Genomic DNA, 15,580 nt, shown 5'->3' on the forward strand with positions numbered 1-15,580 from the left:
TGGAAAAACACATGAAAAAGATCGTTGCATTCGCTTTTGCTTCTGCTGCCCTGCTCTCGACCGCCTTTGCCGGCGAAATCGAAGGCGTCGTCAAGACTCTGGATCCGGCTGCCGCCACGATCGAACTGGAATCCGGTGAAGTCTACACTCTTGCCGAAGGCCTGGAGCTCGAAGGCATTGAAGCCGGCAAGACCGTGATGATCATGTTCGACGACGGCACAACTCAGGCCAACGAGATCGCGATCGTCGAATAATCGCAAAAGCTTGGCCGGATCGCGCAAAACGATCCGGCCAGGCAACAGCAGCAACATCGGCAAACAGACTCAAACTTTTGCTTGCCAATTTCAAACAAACCACTCATCTTTAGTAGGTTCGGGCAATTTGCGAACACGGGAAGACCAGAAACATGCGAGCCGAAGCCGCACAAAAAACTTCGGACGACTTGATTAAAAGCCCTCACGCGCACCCGCGTGATGCAGCGAAGTCGTTAAAATCAGGACCTTTCCAGACACTTCAAAAACTGCCTGCCATAACCCTCGCGCGAATGCGGGATATGACATGACGCTCGCCGGCCGGATAACCCGAGCGGTGCCCGGAAGGCAATCAAAGGACCTGACAGCATGGGCGAAACTGGTACCGTAAAATTTTTCAACGTCGACAAGGGCTTTGGCTTCATCAAGCCGGACAATGGTGGTGCGGACATCTTTGTTCACATCTCCGCAGTCCAGGCCTCGGGAATGAACAGCCTTGAAGAAAACCAGAAGGTTGCCTTCGACACCGAGCCCGATCGCCGCGGCAAGGGGCCGAAAGCAGTCAATCTGCGCTTCGCCTGAAGCGCCACATTGACGAGAAGCCCGGCGCTGCATTCGCCGGGTTTTTTTTGGCCCTGACCTTGGCCAGAATCTTGCGGCCAGAATCTTGGGGCCAGAGTTTTGCCGGATTTAAGGTATTGGCTATCATTCGATCAGGAGCACAAGGTTTTCGTTCAGCCACCGTTCAGCTTGTGACCGATAGGGTGTGTGCAAGCCGGAAAGACCGGTCGCCAGAGACGTCAACCGGAAAGGACATCCCGATGAACACAATCGCCAAGAAACTCAGCATCGCATTGCTTGCAATGGCCACGGCTTATACACCTTTGGCGGCAACCACGGCACAGGCGGAAAGTGGTGCCTGGCAGCAGGAGCAGCGTCAATGGAACAATGGCCGGGGTGGCGAATACCGTCAGCGTCATTGGAAAAATGGCCGGCGCGGCGCATACAAACAGCCCCATTATAGCGGCAAGCGGCATCACGGACGCAACCGTGACGGTGATGCCATCGCTTTGGGTATCCTCGGGCTCGGCGCCGCCGCCATCATCGGCGGAGCCATCGCCAACAGCAACAACAATCCGCGGGTGATCTACCAGCAGCCCTCGGCCCCCCGGGCGGTCCGCGGCAGCAGCTACGAGCCCTGGAGCCAGGCATGGTACCGCTTCTGCGCCAACAAGTACCGCTCCTTCAATGCCTCGACCGGAACCTTCCGCGGCTATGACGGGCGCGATCATTTCTGCGTCGCCAACTGACGCTCAGCTTGCACCATTCCGGTGTCCAAACCAAAAACCGGCCTTGCGGATGCGAAGGCCGGTTTTTTCATTTGTGTGGGAGACCCTTACAGGCCCTTCAGGAACGGATTGGTCCGGCGCTCGTCACCGATCTTGCCGCCCGGGCCATGGCCGCAGATGAACCCGACCTCGTCACCCAGTGCAAACACCTTGTCGCGAATAGAATTGAGCAGGGTCTGATGATCGCCGCCAGGCAGGTCGGTCCGGCCGATGGACCCGGCAAACAAGACATCGCCCAGATGGGCAAATCCCGCGGCGCGGTTGAAGAAGATCACATGCCCGGGCGCGTGGCCAGGGGTGTGAAACACCTCGAATTCATGGGTGCCGAACGAAACCTTGTCGCCGTCCTTCAGCCACTGGTCGGGCGTGAGATTGCGCACCTCCATGTCCAGTCCGAACATCTTCGCCTGGTCTTCGAGACCCGACAACAGCACCAGGTCCGCCTCGTGCGGCCCGATGATCTTGACGCCGAGCTTCTCGCGCAACTGGTCGGCGCCCCCGGCATGATCGATATGCCCGTGCGTCAGCCAGATCGCCTCGATGGCCAGGCCATTCTCGGCAATTGTCTGCAAGATCACATCGACATCGCCGCCCGGATCGACCACCACCCCGGCCTTGGTTTCCTGATCAAACAGCACCGTGCAATTCTGCTGGAAGGGAGTGACGGGGATGATGCCCGCCTGCAAGTTTCCCATGATTGATTTCCCTTGTTGATCGACTGATTGGAAGGAAGGTGAAACGGCGGACGCGAGACGTCAGCGTCCGGGCCGCACTGCTCCTTGGTCGCCCGGGCCCGGAAGAGGCCCGGTGTGGAGACACCCGTCAGGACACCCCGGCTTTTCCGGGCTCGGGTGAGGTTGCGTTGTCAAGCTCGAGCGAGCCGGAATAGGTGACTTGCGGGAACGGGATCGAGATACCGTTGTCGTCAAAGGCAAGTTTTGCCGCCTTGGTCAGCTCGCGGCTCGTGGTCCACCAGTCCGGCGACTTGGTCCAGTAGCGCAAGGTGACGGCAACCGCGCTGTCGCCAAGCTCGGAAACATAGGCCCAGGGCTCCGGGTCCGCCAGAATCCTGTCGTCGGCCTGGGCCAGATCCATGAGAACCGCTTGCGCCTTGCCGATGTCGTCCTCGTAGCCGATACCGATGACCAGATCATAGCGCCGCTCGGGCAGCCGTGAGTAATTGGTCACCGGGACATTCCACAATTGCGAGTTGGGCGCCATCCGGTACAATCCATCCAGCGTCTTCAGTTCCGTGGCGAACAGGCCGATTTCCTCAACAGTGCCGGAAATCCCGTCAGCATCGATATATTCGCCGACCCTGAACGGCCGCAGCACCAGCAGCATGATGCCGGCGGCGATGTTTTGCAGCGTGCCCTGCAACGCAAGACCGATCGCCAGACCAGCAGCGCCAAGCGCCGTGATGATCGAGGCGGTCTGCACGCCGAACTGACCCAGCACCATGACGAGAACGACCACCAGCACGGCATAGCGGACGAAGATCGAGAAAAAACCCACGACGGTCGGATCGACCCGGCGTGTTCGGGTCAGCAGGCTTCGCACCCAGCGTCCCAGCAGCCGCGACACGGTCCAGCCGACGATCAGGATCAGGATCGCACCGATCACCGAAACGGCATAGCTCACGACCAGAATCTGAAGGCCGTCAAAAGCCTGCCCCCATGATCCCAGAATTTGCCCGAGATCGGATTCGGATGCACTCGTCATCAAGTCTTCCATACTGTTTCCAACACCTCTTAAATCGGCTTTCTGCCTAACATGAACCAATCGGCCCGCCAACCGAACGGGCCAGCGGCCGGATATGTTCCCCATTGGCTTGCCCACGACACCGCATGTGCAATGCCGGGTACAACACCGGGCGCAATGCCGGCCTGGCAGTCAAACCGGAAGCGCGCCGCTTTCTTTCAGGATATCGAGCACGATCGCGGTCTTGACGTGTTGCACCGATTCATGCGGCAACAGCACCTCGCTGACGAAGGTGGACAGGCTGCGCAGGTCCGGCGTAACCACCTTGATGATATAGTCCATCTCACCGGTGAGCGAATAGGCTTCCAGCACTTCGGGCAAGCTGTCTATCAGCCGGGCGAAGCGCTGCGCGTTGTCACGGTTGTGGGTGGCCAGCGTCACGGTGATCAGATTGACGATGCCGATGCCGAGCCGGTCGCGGTCAAGCTCTGCACGGTAGCCCTTGATCACCCCCTCCTGCTCCAGCCGGGCTCTCCGCCGCGAGCATTGCGATGCCGACAGATTGATCTTCTGCGACAATTCGTTGTTGGTCAGGCGACCATCCCGTTGCAGCAAGCGCAACAGTTTGCGGTCAAACTCATCGAGGTGCATGATCGTGTTCCAACTGCCCGATTGCGCTGGCGAATTTCGCGCATCATTCCACAAATCCGCCCCGGATCCGCGCCCATTGCCGTCAATATGCAGGATCAGGCGCAACAATCAAAGGGCAAGGGCAGGCAAATTCGCGGCCCATTTCAGCAGTAAAAAGCAGGCCGGCGCACGGCATCCGGATTGACCGCCACGGCGCGACCGGCGCCGCCGCAGGGGCGCAGCACCAACAAAAACGCCGGCGTGTTGTCAGGACCGCGAGGCGTGTCTATTCGGCGGCGGCGTGTTTTGGCTGCACCTCGGCCATGTAGTCATTGACCAGGTTCATCGCGATCTCGCCGACCGTGAAGCGGTGCGGGCCGATCTCCGACACCGGTGTGACTTCGGCCGCTGTGCCGGTCAGGAAACACTGCTCGAAACTGTCGAGTTCGTCCGGCATGATCACCCGCTCGATCACCTCGTAGCCGCGCTTCCTCGCAAGGCCGATGACCGTGCGGCGGGTGATGCCGTCGAGAAAGCAGTCCGGCGTCGGTGTGTGAATCTTGCCGTCGCGCACGAAAAAGATGTTGGCGCCGGTGGCTTCGGCCACCTGACCGCGCCAGTCGAGCATCAGCGCATCGGCATAGCCGCGCTCTTCGGCGCGATGCTTGGAGAGCGTGCAGATCATATACAAACCGGCAGCCTTCGAGCGCGACGGTGCGGTGCGCGGATCCGGACGGCGATACTCGGCGATATCGAGACGAATGCCCTTCATCCGCTCTTCCGGCTTGAAATAGCTCGGCCATTGCCAGATCGCGATGGACAGGTTGATACGATTTGTTTGCGCCGACACTCCCATCATCTCGGAGCCGCGCCAGGCGATCGGCCGGACATAAGCGTCCGCAAATCCCTGCCGCGCCAACAGGTCGATACAGGCCTGATCGATCTCGGCAACGCTGTAGGGGATCTTGAAACCCAGGATCTCGGCGGACTCATGCAGCCGCTCATTGTGCTCGGTCAGCTTGTAAATCTCGCCGCCATAGGCGCGCTCGCCCTCGAACACGGCGCTGGCATAATGCAGCCCGTGGGTCAGCACATGGATTTTCGCATCTTTCCAGGGCAAGAACTCGCCATTAAACCAGATTTCGCCATCAAGCTGGTCAAAAGGTACGGGCGCCATCGCGTTTTCTCCGGGCGGCTTGCCGCCATGATCGTGGTTGTTTAAAGCCGGTGTCGGTGACCGTGGCGCCAGGCGCCGGGAACCGGCGCAGGAGACGGGCAATGGCAAGCCGGCGGGCAAGGCAAGTCAACCTCGCGCGCAATTGAGTGCTAGCAATTGCGTCAATTTATGTCAACATAGCTGACATATTCGAAAGGAAACGTCTTCATGAACCGTTCTGGCGCAATCAAGCCCGAATCCGGCGAAATCCTTGACCAACCGGGTGGCGACGCAGAGGGCATTGATTTCGAGATTATCGAACTGCTGTTTTTCGCCTATCGTGACTTCACCTCCGATCCTGACGCCATTCTGGACACCTTCGGATTTGGCCGCGCCCATCACCGTGTCGTCCATTTTGTCAATCGCGAACCTGGACTGACTGTGGCGGCATTGCTTGATACACTGAAAATCACCAAGCAATCGCTGGCCCGCGTCCTCAAGCAGCTGATCAACTCGGGCTACATCAACCAGGTGACCGGCCCCGAGGATCGCAGGCAACGCCGCCTCTACCCGACCGAACGCGGACGCGAACTGGCTTTGGCGCTGGCAAGGCCACAGTCTTGCCGCATCGCCAATGCACTTGAGAAACTGGATGAAAGTGGACGTGAGGTCATCAAGACGTTCCTTTCCGGCATGATCGACACCGCCGACGGCGGTTTGGCGCCCGGCCTCAATGCGCCGAAGGAGGGACGAGACCGATGACCACCACTTTGCCCGATGATGATGCGGCGCATCTTCTTGTCGTCGATGACGACACCCGCATCCGCGATCTGCTGTCACGGTATTTGACCGAGCAGGGGTTCCGCGTCACCACAGCCTCGGACGCTGGCGAGGCCCGCCGCAAGCTCGAAGGCATCAATTTCGATCTGCTCGTCATCGATGTGATGATGCCGGGCGAAAGCGGGCTGTCACTGACCCGCTCGCTGCGCGAGGTCAAGACGGTGCCGATCTTGATGCTGACCGCTCTGGCAGAGGGTGAAGCCCGAATTGACGGGCTCGAGGCCGGAGCCGATGACTATCTGGCAAAACCCTTCAACCCGCGCGAACTGGTGCTCAGGATCAACAACATCCTCAAGCGCGGTGGCCAGCCTGCCCCGCCCAAGATCGAGCAGGTGGTGTTCGGACCGTTTACATTCGTCATCGCCCGGCGGGAACTGAAGAAGTCGGGTGAACCGGTCAGATTGACCGACCGCGAACGCGAGATCATGGTCACCTTTGCCGAAAACGCCGGCGACACCGTGCCCCGCCATGAACTCGTCGGCGCCGACATCGAGGTGGGCGAGCGCACCATCGACGTGCAGATCAACCGGCTGCGCCGCAAGATCGAGGAGGATCCCGCCAACCCGGTCTGGCTGCAGACCGTGCGCGGTATCGGCTATCGATTGAGCGTTGAAACGACAGTCTAGGCTCCAGGCGCCGGCAAAGGAAGCTCCGTGTACACTCGACAGTAAAGCGGCCCCCCCAACCACTGATCTGCACGCGCCCTTTGCACCACTACTTCATTAACCATTGAACAGTAATCTGCTCTGCACTCAGGGGGGCAGATCATGTCAATATTCTCACGCTTTGGACTCGTCAAAACTGTCACAGTTATGACAACCTCGCTTCTTCTCATCGCACTTGGCATTGTCGAGCTGGCGGTATCGGCCAATATCACCAGCCAGATTCAGCAACAGGCGATCGATAGCCAGGACGCAAGCTTGCGGACTGCGGCGACGATCGTCGCGCGCGATGTGCCCGGCACCACCGTGAGCTGGGCCAAGGATGGCAATGTCAAGCGGATCGAAATGCAGGCGATCCCGTCCGAGTTCGAAACGCATGAGATGATCGACACGATCGGCCGCATGACCGGCCAGACGGTGACGATTTTCGCCTGGGAAACCGAAACCAGGGATTTCTGGCGCAAGACCACCAACATCATCAAGCCCGATGGCAATCGCGCCGTCGGTACCCAGCTTGGCCAGAACGGCGCGGTGTACCCGGTCCTGACGGCGGGCAAGACCTTCCGCGGCGAAGCGGTGATCCTGGGAACGCCCTATTACACCATCTACGAGCCCATCTATTCCCCCAGTGGCGATACGATCGGCATTCTTTACGCCGGTGTTCGCTCGGCCGATATCGACGCCATCGCCAGTCAGTTGACATGGACCATCAGCACCGTTGCCATTCTGGTTCTGCTCGCCGCCACCGCAATCGCGGTTCTCGTCACCAGGAAGGTTCTGGGCGGAATCCCGCGCCTGACCGATGTCGCAACCGCCCTTGCAGATGGCAATCTCGACATTGAGGTGCCCGGCCAGCAACAACGCAACGAAATCGGCTCGCTGGCACGCTCGCTGGTGGTTCTTCGCGATGGCGCCGCCGAGAAGAATGCGCTTGAAGCGGAGTCGATCCGGACCCGCGACCAGGCAGACGGCGAACGCCAGCACCGTGAAGACGAAAAGGCCGCCCATGACCGCGAAATCGAGGTCGCGGTTGCCGCATTGGGTGCGGGGCTGAGCGAGTTGAGCAACGGCAATCTGCAGATCCAGCTGCAGCAGCCCTTCTCTGGCGAGTTCGAAAAACTGCGCACCGACTTCAACAATGCCGCCGAACGGCTGAACCAGACCATGAGCGAGGTGCTCGGGGAAACGCAGGAGATCAATTCCGGTGCTACCGAAATGCAGGCAGCCACCGACGATCTGTCCCGCCGCACCGAGCAGCAGGCTGCCTCGCTCGAAGAAACGTCTGCCGCGCTTGACCAGATCACGGTGACGGTTCGGAGCGCGGCAACCCGCGCCGAAGAAGCCCGCGACATGGCCGAGAAGGCGCAGACGAGCACCGTCAGTTCCCGCGCAGTGGTCTCCAATGCGGTCGACGCCATGGCACGGATTGAATCGGCCTCGGATGAAATTTCCAAGATCATCAGCGTGATCGACGAAATCGCCTTCCAGACCAACCTGCTGGCGCTCAATGCCGGCGTGGAAGCGGCCCGCGCCGGAGAAGCCGGAAGGGGGTTTGCCGTCGTCGCGCAGGAAGTGCGCGAACTGGCACAGCGCTCGGCAAGTGCTGCCAAGGACATCAAGGTGCTGATCACCAAATCCGGCGCGGAAGTCTCCAGCGGCGTTGAGCTGGTCAACGAAACCGGCTCGGCGCTTGGCACGATCTCGCAACAGGTCAACGCGATCAACGAGCATATTGCCTCGATTGCGACCGCCGCCCGGGAACAGACAACCGGGCTCACCGAAATCAACAGCGCGGTCAACCAGATGGACCAGGTCACGCAGCAGAACGCGGCAATGGTCGAGGAAGCCAACGCCGTCATGCACCGGCTTGCCGGCAGCGCCACCAGGCTCACAGACATGGTCGAACGGTTCGAGATCTCGTCGGCGGGCGCCGGCAGCCGCCCCGCGGCGCGCGCCCGGGCGGCGTGACGCCCAGCCGTCTTCGGCCGCCTGAGGGCCGCAGTCTTTGACACAACGCCCCGCGACGCCCGTCGCGGGGCGTTTTCGCATGCGGCCCGCCAGAATGCCCTGCGAGATTGCGGCCAAACAGCAAATTCAGCAACTCCCTGTAGCCCTTTGCTGTTCCGCTTGGTTATAAAGGAGACAGCGTGTGCGGCGAACCGGCCGCCTGAGGGGCAATGGGCACACTGACATGACCAGCATGGATTCCATCCGCAGAGAGTATGAACGCTATCCGCCCAGCGGCTTGCGCCGTGTTACGCGCTGGTTCACCAAGCGGATTCCGACCCGTCTTTATGCCCGGGCGCTGCTGATCATCATCATTCCGATGGTGTTGCTGCAATCCGTCGTCGCCTTTGTGTTCATGGAGCGGCACTGGCAGACTGTGACCCAACGGCTGTCGATGGCCGTGACCCGGGACATTGCCGCGATCATTGATGTGCTCGACACGTTTCCGCAGGATGCCAATGCTGAGAACATCATCCGCATCGCCCGCGAGCGGCTCGAACTCAACATCGCCATCGAACCGCCCGGCGATTTGCCCGCCCCGCGGCCAAAACCGTTCTTCTCGATCCTCGACCATATCCTGTCCGAAGAGATCACCCGCCAGATCCAGTTGCCGTTCTGGATTGACACCGTGGGCAACTCCAACATTGTCGAAATACGGATCAAGCTCGACAACAGCATCCTCCGGGTGTTTGCCAAGCGAAGCCAGGCCTACGCCTCAAACACCCACATATTCCTGGTCTGGATGGTGGCCACCTCGCTGGTGCTGCTGGCCATCGCCATTCTGTTTCTGCGCGGCCAGATCCGGCCGATCCTGAAGCTGACCCAGGCGGCGGAGAGTTTCGGCAAGGGCCAGCGCATGCCGGACGATTTCAAACCCCGCGGCGCAGACGAGGTCCGGCGCGCCGGTCTGGCCTTCATCAAGATGCGCGAACGCATTGAACGACAACTCGAACAGCGCACCGCCATGCTCTCGGGCGTCAGCCATGACTTGCGCACCATTCTGACCCGGTTCCGGCTGCAGCTGGCGCTGGTCAGCGACGGGCCCGAGCTGGAGGATCTCAACAAGGACATCGACGACATGCAGTCGATGCTCGACAGCTATCTTTCTTTCGCCCGGGGCGAGGCGGAGGAGGATGTCGGCACGGTCAGCCTGAGCAGCGTTGTCGAGAAGATTGCCGCCGATGGAAGGTTGCGCGGCGCCACCGTGAAGGTATCCGTCACCGGCGATGACGAAATCAATGTGCGCCCGAACGCCTTCACCCGGCTGTTGACCAATCTGGTCTCCAACGCCGCACGCCATGCCGATGAGGTTTCGATTGCGGCGCAGAACCGCAAGAAATGGCTCACCATTGCCATTGATGATGACGGGCCCGGAATCCCTGCGGACGCGCGAGAAGACGTGTTCCGGCCGTTTTACCGGCTGGATGCGGCGCGCAATCAGGATGAAACCGGCACCGGGCTCGGCCTGGCCATCGTTCGCGACATCGCCCGCAGCCATGGCGGCGATGTCACATTGTCGGACAGCGCCATGGGCGGCCTGCGCGCAACCATCCGGCTGCCGGTCTAGCCGCAGGCATGGCTGCAATCCTTTGCGCCTGACAAGCCCCCTCCCCTGAGAAAGGTCCATCGTCCCGTGCCCCATGGCTGTGTAGAAATTGCCGCAGATCCGGCTGTCCCGGCAACCAGGCAAGATGTCCAAGCCGCGCTGCAGCCCCAGGCCGCGCCGGTTCGGTTTGTCGGATGGAATCTTACCGACGCACAGCTCAAGGGGGTCGATTTCAACGGTTGCGAATTTGTCCGCTGCCGCGCCGCACGGGCGGATTTTTCCTCCTGCGACCTGACCGATGCCAGATTCATCTCCTGCGATCTCAACAACACCAACTGGACACGCGCAATCCTCTCAGCCGCCCTGTTCCAGGACTGCAAACTCACCGGCATGCAAATCGTTGACGCCCGCACGCTTGGTCTGGCGTTTGAGCGTTGCCTGCTGGTCAGCGCCCAGCTTCGCGGACTGTCGTTCCGCCGCGCTCAACTGGAGGAGATTGATTTTCAGGGCGCCGATCTGGCCGGGGCAGACTTCCGCGAAGCAACGCTTATGCGCTGCAATTTGCGGGATGCCAATGTGACCCATGCCCGCTTCCAGGCCGCAGACCTGCGCAGCAGCGATCTCGGCAACCTGCAACTGGCCGACGCCTCAAGGTTCAGGGGCGCGATCATTTCAAAACACCAGGCGGCCATACTTCTCGCCGGTCTCGGTCTCAAGGTGCTGTGAAGCTCCGCGCCGGAGCCGGTTCATCCGCAACCATCAGCCGCCGCAGCTGTCGAACGCGGCCGGCAAGCCGCCCTCGCATCCGGCCAAGGCTCACACCAGCCGGGCGCCGTCGGGGACTTTCTTGTCGGTGGCGGCCAGCACGATGTCGCCGTTTTCATCGGCAAACCCCAGCGTCAGCACTTCCGACATGAAAGGGCCGATCTGGCGTGGCGGAAAATTGACCACCGCCAGAACCTGGCGGCCAACAAGCTCTTCGGGGGAATAATGCACGGTTATCTGAGCTGACGATTTCTTCTCGCCGATCCCGGGTCCGAAATCGATCCGCAGTTTGATTGCCGGCTTGCGCGCCTGCGGAAATGGCTCGGCGGCCACGATCGTGCCGGTGCGGATGACGACCTTGTCGAAATCATCCCAGCTGATGGTCTGACTCATGAGCACCTCTTTCATGCTGAGTGAGGAGTGGGGCGGATCAGCCGGCCAGGTCACGAGACCGCGTTGCCGCCGCCTGCAGGGCCTGGTCAAACACCGGCTGGATCCCGTCGTCGGCCATCAGCACGGCAAGCGCTGCAGCGGTTGTGCCATTGGGCGACGTCACGTTCTGCCGCAGTGTCGCAGCGCCGTCCGGCGACCGGTGCATTAGCTCACCAGCCCCCGAGACGGTCGCGCGTGCCAGGCGCATGGCGAGGTCCGCCGGCAGGCCGCATTTGCGTCCCGCCTCAGCCATGCATTCGGCAAGATAAAACACATAGGCCGGGCCGCTGCCCGACACCGCCGTAATGGCGTCGATAAGCGCTTCGTCCTCGACCCACTCGACCGGGCCGCAGACCGACAGCAAGCGGTCGATCTCGGCCCTGGCCTCGGCAGTGACCGCCGGATTGGCCACCGCCCCGGTAATCCCCCGACCAACCATCGCCGGCGTGTTGGGGATGGTGCGCACCACGGCACCGCCAAGCCGGGCTTCGAAATAGGCTATGGTCTTGCCCGCAGCCACCGACAGGCTCACGGTCTGTGGCCCGACCAGTCCGGTCAGCCCGGGCAGGACATCATCCATGATCTGCGGCTTGACCGCCAGCATCAGAACCCCCGCCGTCATCCCGTCGGGCGCCGAGCCGACGCACTGAACTCCGGCAGACGCCAGCCGCTTGGCCATGGTTTCGGACGGCGTGGGATCAAGCACCACGATGGTGGCCGGATCCATCCCCGCATCCAGCCAGCCATTGAGCATGGCGCCGCCCATATTGCCGGCGCCAACAAGAACCAGAGGACGGTCGATGGAAATCATCTCATGCCTCGCCACGCGTTTCGAACATGACCGCCGTGATCGCCGATTTGGCATCCATGCCCGACCAGACGACAAACTGGAACGCCTGGAAATAGGCCTCGCAGGAATCAAGCGCATTCGACAGGAGCACCTCGACCTGACGGTTGGTCGGTTCGGCCCCGCCGGCCAGCAGCAGCGATTGCCGGAAGATGACGACATGCTCCTGCTGCCACAGGTCGAAATGGCCCATCAGCACCTGGCCGTTGACGTGCGAGAGAAGCTTCATCACCTCGGTCACCCGGACATCGGGAACCCGGATGTCAAAGGCACTGGCAATATGCAGGGCCTCGCAGTCCTCCATCCAGGAGAACGAGACATGATAATCGGCCCAGTGTCCCTCCACTGTCATGGCGATCTCGTGCTCGCCGGAACGCTCAAACGTCCAATCATTCGCCGCCGCCACGAATTCGATCATGTCTACGGGATTGGAATGGCGTTCGAATTCGAAATTGCTGAGATTCATGCCCCACCCTAGTTCTATGTCCTGAGCCTGCGCACCGCTCGCTGCGGCGCCGGCCAATATGCCTTTTGCTGACGATTCGCTCGCACCCCAAGGGGGCTCGCAATTGCGACTCCCGACGGGGCATTCCGCTGCCCGTTCCGAATCATCATTTAAAATCAGTGTATAAGTGCAGAGTCCAAGCGCCAGCCCCCCGAGAGCATTTTGTCAGCTCAAGGCTGTGGACCAAGCTGCCAAACTGATTCCGCCGTGACTCATAACTGACTCACGCAAAAGGCTTTTTGCAGATCAGTGACCGGTGGATAACCTGTGCAAAAAAAGTTGGGTAGAATTCGCCACGCGACCATATTCGCTGTCCGCGCATCACCGGCGGCATCGAACAAGTTCCTGGCCGGGCTGTTCAGGCGTCGTCCGACGGCTTTTTTTCCAACGCATCCAACCGCGCCGAAAGCGCATCATTTTCTTCCCGCGCCTTGATCGTCATGTCGCGGACGGCTTCGAATTCCTCCCGCTTGACCAGGTCCATGGAATTGAGCAACCGTTCAAGCTGACTGCGGATGGCCGTTTCCATCTCGCGGCGGACACCCTGTGCAGCGCCTGCGGCATCGGTCATCAGCTTGGCAAGTTCATCAAGAAGTCTGTTGGGTCCGCTGTTCATGATGGTCATCCCTGCTCCGGGTCTGTACCCGGCCTGTTTCCGGTTGTTTCAAGTGACGTGCGAGACGTCTGAGGTAGGCGCTCGCTCAATATGTTACAAGCTGCCGCTCGCGGCGCAAGGCTTGCGCAAAGCCCATATGCCATGTCACTGGGGCAAATCGTGCGTCCGCCGGGCGAAAAATAGCCTTGAACTGGTGATGAAAATACGGCTTTGGGGGGTTCGAAACCCCGAAAGGCAGGAAGGAAGCACCTTGGAACATACCGCAGCACTGCTGTCGCTCATGGCTTTTCCCGAGATTGATCCGGTGATTTTCGGCATCGGACCGGTGCAGATCCGCTGGTATGGCCTGGCCTATGTGACGGGCATCCTTCTCGGGTGGCGCTATGCCAGACGCCTGGTCGGGACAGGTCGCCTCTGGCCGGCCGGAAACGCACGCATGACCGCGCTCGACATCGATGACTTTCTCATCTGGGCAACCATTGGCATCGTTGCCGGCGGCAGGCTTGGCTACATCCTGTTTTATGATTTCGCCGCCGTGTCGGCCAATCCGGTCCGCGCTCTGGAGATCTGGAACGGAGGCATGTCGTTCCATGGCGGATTGCTTGGCACGCTGGCGGCGATGGTGCTGTTTGCCCGCAAACGCGCCATTCCGCTGTTCAGCCTTTTCGATGTGGTCTGCGCTGTCGTCCCAGTCGGGCTGCTGTTCGGCCGGCTGGCCAATTTCATCAACTCCGAACTCTGGGGCAAATTGACGGACGTTCCCTGGGCCTTCGTGTTTCCGACCGGAGGCCCGTTCCCGCGCCATCCGACCCAGCTTTACGAAGCAGCGCTTGAAGGCTTGCTGCTGCTGGCCATTCTCGCCTGGCTGATCTACCGCCGCCAGGCGCTGAAGCAACCGGGACTGGTTGCCGGAAGCTTTGTCACTGGCTATGCGCTGTCGCGCATCATTGTCGAGTTCTACCGGGAACCCGACGCCCATATCGGCTATCTCGCCGGCGGCTGGCTGACCATGGGCATGGTGCTGTCGCTGCCGATGCTGGCCGTTGGCCTGTGGGCAATCGCCACCGCGCCAGCCCGCGCCCGATCGTCCCGCTGAGCAAGCCCGGGAAGGCCCTTGCTATGACCCCTCTTGCCCAGAAACTCGCTCACCTGATCGCGCAGTCCGGTCCACTCAGGGTATCGGACTACTTCTCGCTGTGCCTGGCAGACCCGGATCATGGCTACTACCAGAGCCATGAGCCTTTTGGCCGTTCGGGCGATTTCGTCACAGCGCCGGAGATCTCGCAGCTGTTCGGCGAAATGATCGGCGTGTTTCTCGTCCACGCCTGGCAGGCCCATGGCGCACCCTCCAAAGTGCGGATCGTGGAAATCGGCCCCGGCCGCGGCACCTTGATGTCCGACGCCTTGCGAGTAATCGCCCGTCTGGCGCCCGAGCTTTATGCCAAGGCCACCATCCACATGGTCGAAACCAGCGAGCGGCTGCGGATTGTTCAGCAACAGACCTTGGTCAAGATCAAGCAACGCATCGCCTGGCATCAGACATTCGAGGAAACCCCGGCAGGCGTTACCCTGATGGTGGCCAACGAATTGTTCGACGCCATTCCGGTGCGGCAATTCGTCAAGACCCGGGACGGATTTCGCGAGCGCATGGTGGGACTTGATGACACCGGCGCGCTTACGTTCGGCCTTGGCCAGACCGGACTCGACCCATCACTGCTGCCCCTTGACGAAGCCCGGGTGCCTGAAGGCGAAATCTTCGAAGTCTCACCGGCGCGAACAGCGCTCATGCAGGCCGTGGCCGCCAAGCTGGTGCGCGATGGCGGCACCGCGCTGACCATCGATTATGGCCATCTGCACAGCGGCTTTGGCGACACCTTGCAGGCTGTCTACCGGCATGAATTCGATCCGCCTCTGGCCCGCCCGGGCGAAGCCGACCTGACAAGCCATGTCGATTTCCAGGCCCTGGCCGAAGCGGCAGCCGCCGCGGGCGCTTATCTCCATCGCCCCATCAACCAGGGCGAATTCCTGCAAGGCCTGGGAATAGTCGAACGCGCCGGCGCGCTGGGATCGGGACGCGATGCCTTGACCCAGGCAACCATCCACGATGCCGTCAACCGGCTCGCCGGTGAGGGGGAAGGCCGGATGGGCGCGCTGTTCAAGGTGCTTGCAATCAGCGGCGGCCCCGCCGTCATTGCGCCCTTTGATCTCCAGCCCGAATGAATGCAAGAATTGACAGACCGCGCCTTGGTGATCAACATCCGCCCGCAGAAAGG

Annotated in this window: 18 protein-coding genes; 10 read left to right on the forward strand and 8 right to left on the reverse strand. The window is 61.1% G+C overall.

Features of this window, described 5'->3' with window-relative positions:
* Positions 1 to 11 precede the first annotated feature (11 nt).
* The 3 genes from PZ897_RS15875 to PZ897_RS15885 all read left to right on the forward strand — a co-directional run bounded on the left by PZ897_RS15875 (position 12) and on the right by PZ897_RS15885 (position 1,561).
* Positions 12 to 254, forward strand: coding sequence for a DUF1344 domain-containing protein (locus PZ897_RS15875; protein ID WP_275753488.1), 243 nt, complete (start codon positions 12 to 14; stop codon positions 252 to 254).
* Between the two features lie 366 nt (positions 255 to 620).
* On the forward strand, positions 621 to 833 hold the full coding sequence (locus PZ897_RS15880) for a cold-shock protein (protein WP_275753489.1): 213 nt from the start codon (positions 621 to 623) through the stop codon (positions 831 to 833).
* A gap of 239 nt (positions 834 to 1,072) precedes the next feature.
* On the forward strand, positions 1,073 to 1,561 hold the full coding sequence (locus PZ897_RS15885; RefSeq protein ID WP_275753490.1) for a BA14K family protein: 489 nt from the start codon (positions 1,073 to 1,075) through the stop codon (positions 1,559 to 1,561).
* Between the two features lie 86 nt (positions 1,562 to 1,647).
* Here PZ897_RS15885 and PZ897_RS15890 read toward each other — a convergent pair whose 3' ends face one another.
* The 4 genes from PZ897_RS15890 to PZ897_RS15905 form a co-directional block, all read right to left on the reverse strand.
* On the reverse strand, positions 1,648 to 2,295 hold the full coding sequence (locus tag PZ897_RS15890; protein ID WP_275753491.1) for an MBL fold metallo-hydrolase: 648 nt from the start codon (positions 2,293 to 2,295) through the stop codon (positions 1,648 to 1,650).
* Positions 2,296 to 2,422: 127 nt separating this feature from the next.
* A complete protein-coding gene (locus PZ897_RS15895; protein WP_275753492.1) occupies positions 2,423 to 3,322 on the reverse strand; it encodes a mechanosensitive ion channel domain-containing protein in 900 nt (299 codons plus the stop codon).
* A 171-nt stretch (positions 3,323 to 3,493) separates the two neighbouring features.
* A complete protein-coding gene (locus tag PZ897_RS15900; RefSeq protein WP_275753493.1) occupies positions 3,494 to 3,952 on the reverse strand; it encodes an Lrp/AsnC family transcriptional regulator in 459 nt (152 codons plus the stop codon).
* A 265-nt stretch (positions 3,953 to 4,217) separates the two neighbouring features.
* Positions 4,218 to 5,108: a branched-chain amino acid aminotransferase gene (locus PZ897_RS15905; RefSeq protein ID WP_275753494.1), complete on the reverse strand. Its 891-nt coding sequence runs from the start codon at positions 5,106 to 5,108 to the stop codon at positions 4,218 to 4,220.
* Between the two features lie 207 nt (positions 5,109 to 5,315).
* Here PZ897_RS15905 and PZ897_RS15910 point away from each other — a divergent pair, with 207 nt between their 5' ends.
* The 5 genes from PZ897_RS15910 (at position 5,316) to PZ897_RS15930 (ending at position 10,868) form a co-directional block, all read left to right on the forward strand.
* On the forward strand, positions 5,316 to 5,849 hold the full coding sequence (locus tag PZ897_RS15910; RefSeq protein WP_275753495.1) for a MarR family transcriptional regulator: 534 nt from the start codon (positions 5,316 to 5,318) through the stop codon (positions 5,847 to 5,849).
* Complete coding sequence (locus PZ897_RS15915; RefSeq protein ID WP_275753496.1) at positions 5,846 to 6,553, forward strand: response regulator; 708 nt, start codon at positions 5,846 to 5,848, stop codon at positions 6,551 to 6,553. The genes PZ897_RS15910 and PZ897_RS15915 overlap by 4 nt, the downstream gene beginning before the upstream one ends.
* A gap of 186 nt (positions 6,554 to 6,739) precedes the next feature.
* Positions 6,740 to 8,557, forward strand: coding sequence for a methyl-accepting chemotaxis protein (locus PZ897_RS15920; RefSeq protein ID WP_275753497.1), 1,818 nt, complete (start codon positions 6,740 to 6,742; stop codon positions 8,555 to 8,557).
* A 223-nt stretch (positions 8,558 to 8,780) separates the two neighbouring features.
* On the forward strand, positions 8,781 to 10,163 hold the full coding sequence (locus PZ897_RS15925; RefSeq protein WP_275753498.1) for an ATP-binding protein: 1,383 nt from the start codon (positions 8,781 to 8,783) through the stop codon (positions 10,161 to 10,163).
* A 66-nt stretch (positions 10,164 to 10,229) separates the two neighbouring features.
* Entirely contained in the window at positions 10,230 to 10,868 is a 639-nt protein-coding gene (locus PZ897_RS15930; RefSeq protein WP_275753499.1) for a pentapeptide repeat-containing protein, read from the forward strand.
* A gap of 90 nt (positions 10,869 to 10,958) precedes the next feature.
* Here the strand turns inward: PZ897_RS15930 and PZ897_RS15935 are convergent, their stop codons facing one another.
* The 4 genes from PZ897_RS15935 to PZ897_RS15950 all read right to left on the reverse strand — a co-directional run bounded on the left by PZ897_RS15935 (position 10,959) and on the right by PZ897_RS15950 (position 13,307).
* Positions 10,959 to 11,300, reverse strand: a complete 342-nt coding sequence (locus tag PZ897_RS15935; protein WP_275753500.1) for a tRNA-binding protein — start codon at positions 11,298 to 11,300, stop codon at positions 10,959 to 10,961.
* Between the two features lie 37 nt (positions 11,301 to 11,337).
* The gene (proC, locus tag PZ897_RS15940; protein ID WP_275753501.1) at positions 11,338 to 12,150 is read right to left on the reverse strand and encodes a pyrroline-5-carboxylate reductase; all 813 of its coding nucleotides are present in this window, start codon (positions 12,148 to 12,150) and stop codon (positions 11,338 to 11,340) included.
* A gap of 1 nt (position 12,151) precedes the next feature.
* Complete coding sequence (locus PZ897_RS15945) at positions 12,152 to 12,652, reverse strand: YbjN domain-containing protein (protein ID WP_275753502.1); 501 nt, start codon at positions 12,650 to 12,652, stop codon at positions 12,152 to 12,154.
* A gap of 397 nt (positions 12,653 to 13,049) precedes the next feature.
* Positions 13,050 to 13,307 carry an accessory factor UbiK family protein gene (locus PZ897_RS15950; RefSeq protein WP_275753503.1) on the reverse strand — a complete coding sequence of 86 codons (258 nt, stop codon included), beginning with the start codon at positions 13,305 to 13,307 and terminating at the stop codon, positions 13,050 to 13,052.
* Between the two features lie 250 nt (positions 13,308 to 13,557).
* Here PZ897_RS15950 and lgt point away from each other — a divergent pair, with 250 nt between their 5' ends.
* Together lgt and PZ897_RS15960 are read left to right on the forward strand one after the other, a co-directional pair.
* The gene (lgt, locus tag PZ897_RS15955; protein ID WP_343217465.1) at positions 13,558 to 14,403 is read left to right on the forward strand and encodes a prolipoprotein diacylglyceryl transferase; all 846 of its coding nucleotides are present in this window, start codon (positions 13,558 to 13,560) and stop codon (positions 14,401 to 14,403) included.
* A gap of 23 nt (positions 14,404 to 14,426) precedes the next feature.
* Positions 14,427 to 15,527 (forward strand): class I SAM-dependent methyltransferase, encoded by a 1,101-nt coding sequence (locus PZ897_RS15960; RefSeq protein WP_275753504.1) that lies wholly within the window; start codon positions 14,427 to 14,429, stop codon positions 15,525 to 15,527.
* Positions 15,528 to 15,580: the final 53 nt, after the last annotated feature.

The organism is Hoeflea sp. YIM 152468 (assembly GCF_029210485.1).
Lineage (GTDB): Bacteria > Pseudomonadota > Alphaproteobacteria > Rhizobiales > Rhizobiaceae > Hoeflea.

What these genes read in the sequence shown, in the direction of transcription:
- PZ897_RS15875 (WP_275753488.1), top strand. Translation starts at nt 12, where the DNA reads ATGAAAAAGATCGTTGCATTCGCTTTTGCTTCTGCTGCCCTGCTCTCG.
- PZ897_RS15880 (WP_275753489.1), top strand. Translation starts at nt 621, where the DNA reads ATGGGCGAAACTGGTACCGTAAAATTTTTCAACGTCGACAAGGGCTTT.
- PZ897_RS15885 (WP_275753490.1), top strand. Translation starts at nt 1,073, where the DNA reads ATGAACACAATCGCCAAGAAACTCAGCATCGCATTGCTTGCAATGGCC.
- PZ897_RS15890 (WP_275753491.1), bottom strand. Translation starts at nt 2,295, where the DNA reads ATGGGAAACTTGCAGGCGGGCATCATCCCCGTCACTCCCTTCCAGCAG.
- PZ897_RS15895 (WP_275753492.1), bottom strand. Translation starts at nt 3,322, where the DNA reads ATGACGAGTGCATCCGAATCCGATCTCGGGCAAATTCTGGGATCATGG.
- PZ897_RS15900 (WP_275753493.1), bottom strand. Translation starts at nt 3,952, where the DNA reads ATGCACCTCGATGAGTTTGACCGCAAACTGTTGCGCTTGCTGCAACGG.
- PZ897_RS15905 (WP_275753494.1), bottom strand. Translation starts at nt 5,108, where the DNA reads ATGGCGCCCGTACCTTTTGACCAGCTTGATGGCGAAATCTGGTTTAAT.
- PZ897_RS15910 (WP_275753495.1), top strand. Translation starts at nt 5,316, where the DNA reads ATGAACCGTTCTGGCGCAATCAAGCCCGAATCCGGCGAAATCCTTGAC.
- PZ897_RS15915 (WP_275753496.1), top strand. Translation starts at nt 5,846, where the DNA reads ATGACCACCACTTTGCCCGATGATGATGCGGCGCATCTTCTTGTCGTC.
- PZ897_RS15920 (WP_275753497.1), top strand. Translation starts at nt 6,740, where the DNA reads ATGACAACCTCGCTTCTTCTCATCGCACTTGGCATTGTCGAGCTGGCG.
- PZ897_RS15925 (WP_275753498.1), top strand. Translation starts at nt 8,781, where the DNA reads ATGACCAGCATGGATTCCATCCGCAGAGAGTATGAACGCTATCCGCCC.
- PZ897_RS15935 (WP_275753500.1), bottom strand. Translation starts at nt 11,300, where the DNA reads ATGAGTCAGACCATCAGCTGGGATGATTTCGACAAGGTCGTCATCCGC.
- proC (WP_275753501.1), bottom strand. Translation starts at nt 12,150, where the DNA reads ATGATTTCCATCGACCGTCCTCTGGTTCTTGTTGGCGCCGGCAATATG.
- PZ897_RS15945 (WP_275753502.1), bottom strand. Translation starts at nt 12,652, where the DNA reads ATGAATCTCAGCAATTTCGAATTCGAACGCCATTCCAATCCCGTAGAC.
- PZ897_RS15950 (WP_275753503.1), bottom strand. Translation starts at nt 13,307, where the DNA reads ATGAACAGCGGACCCAACAGACTTCTTGATGAACTTGCCAAGCTGATG.
- PZ897_RS15960 (WP_275753504.1), top strand. Translation starts at nt 14,427, where the DNA reads ATGACCCCTCTTGCCCAGAAACTCGCTCACCTGATCGCGCAGTCCGGT.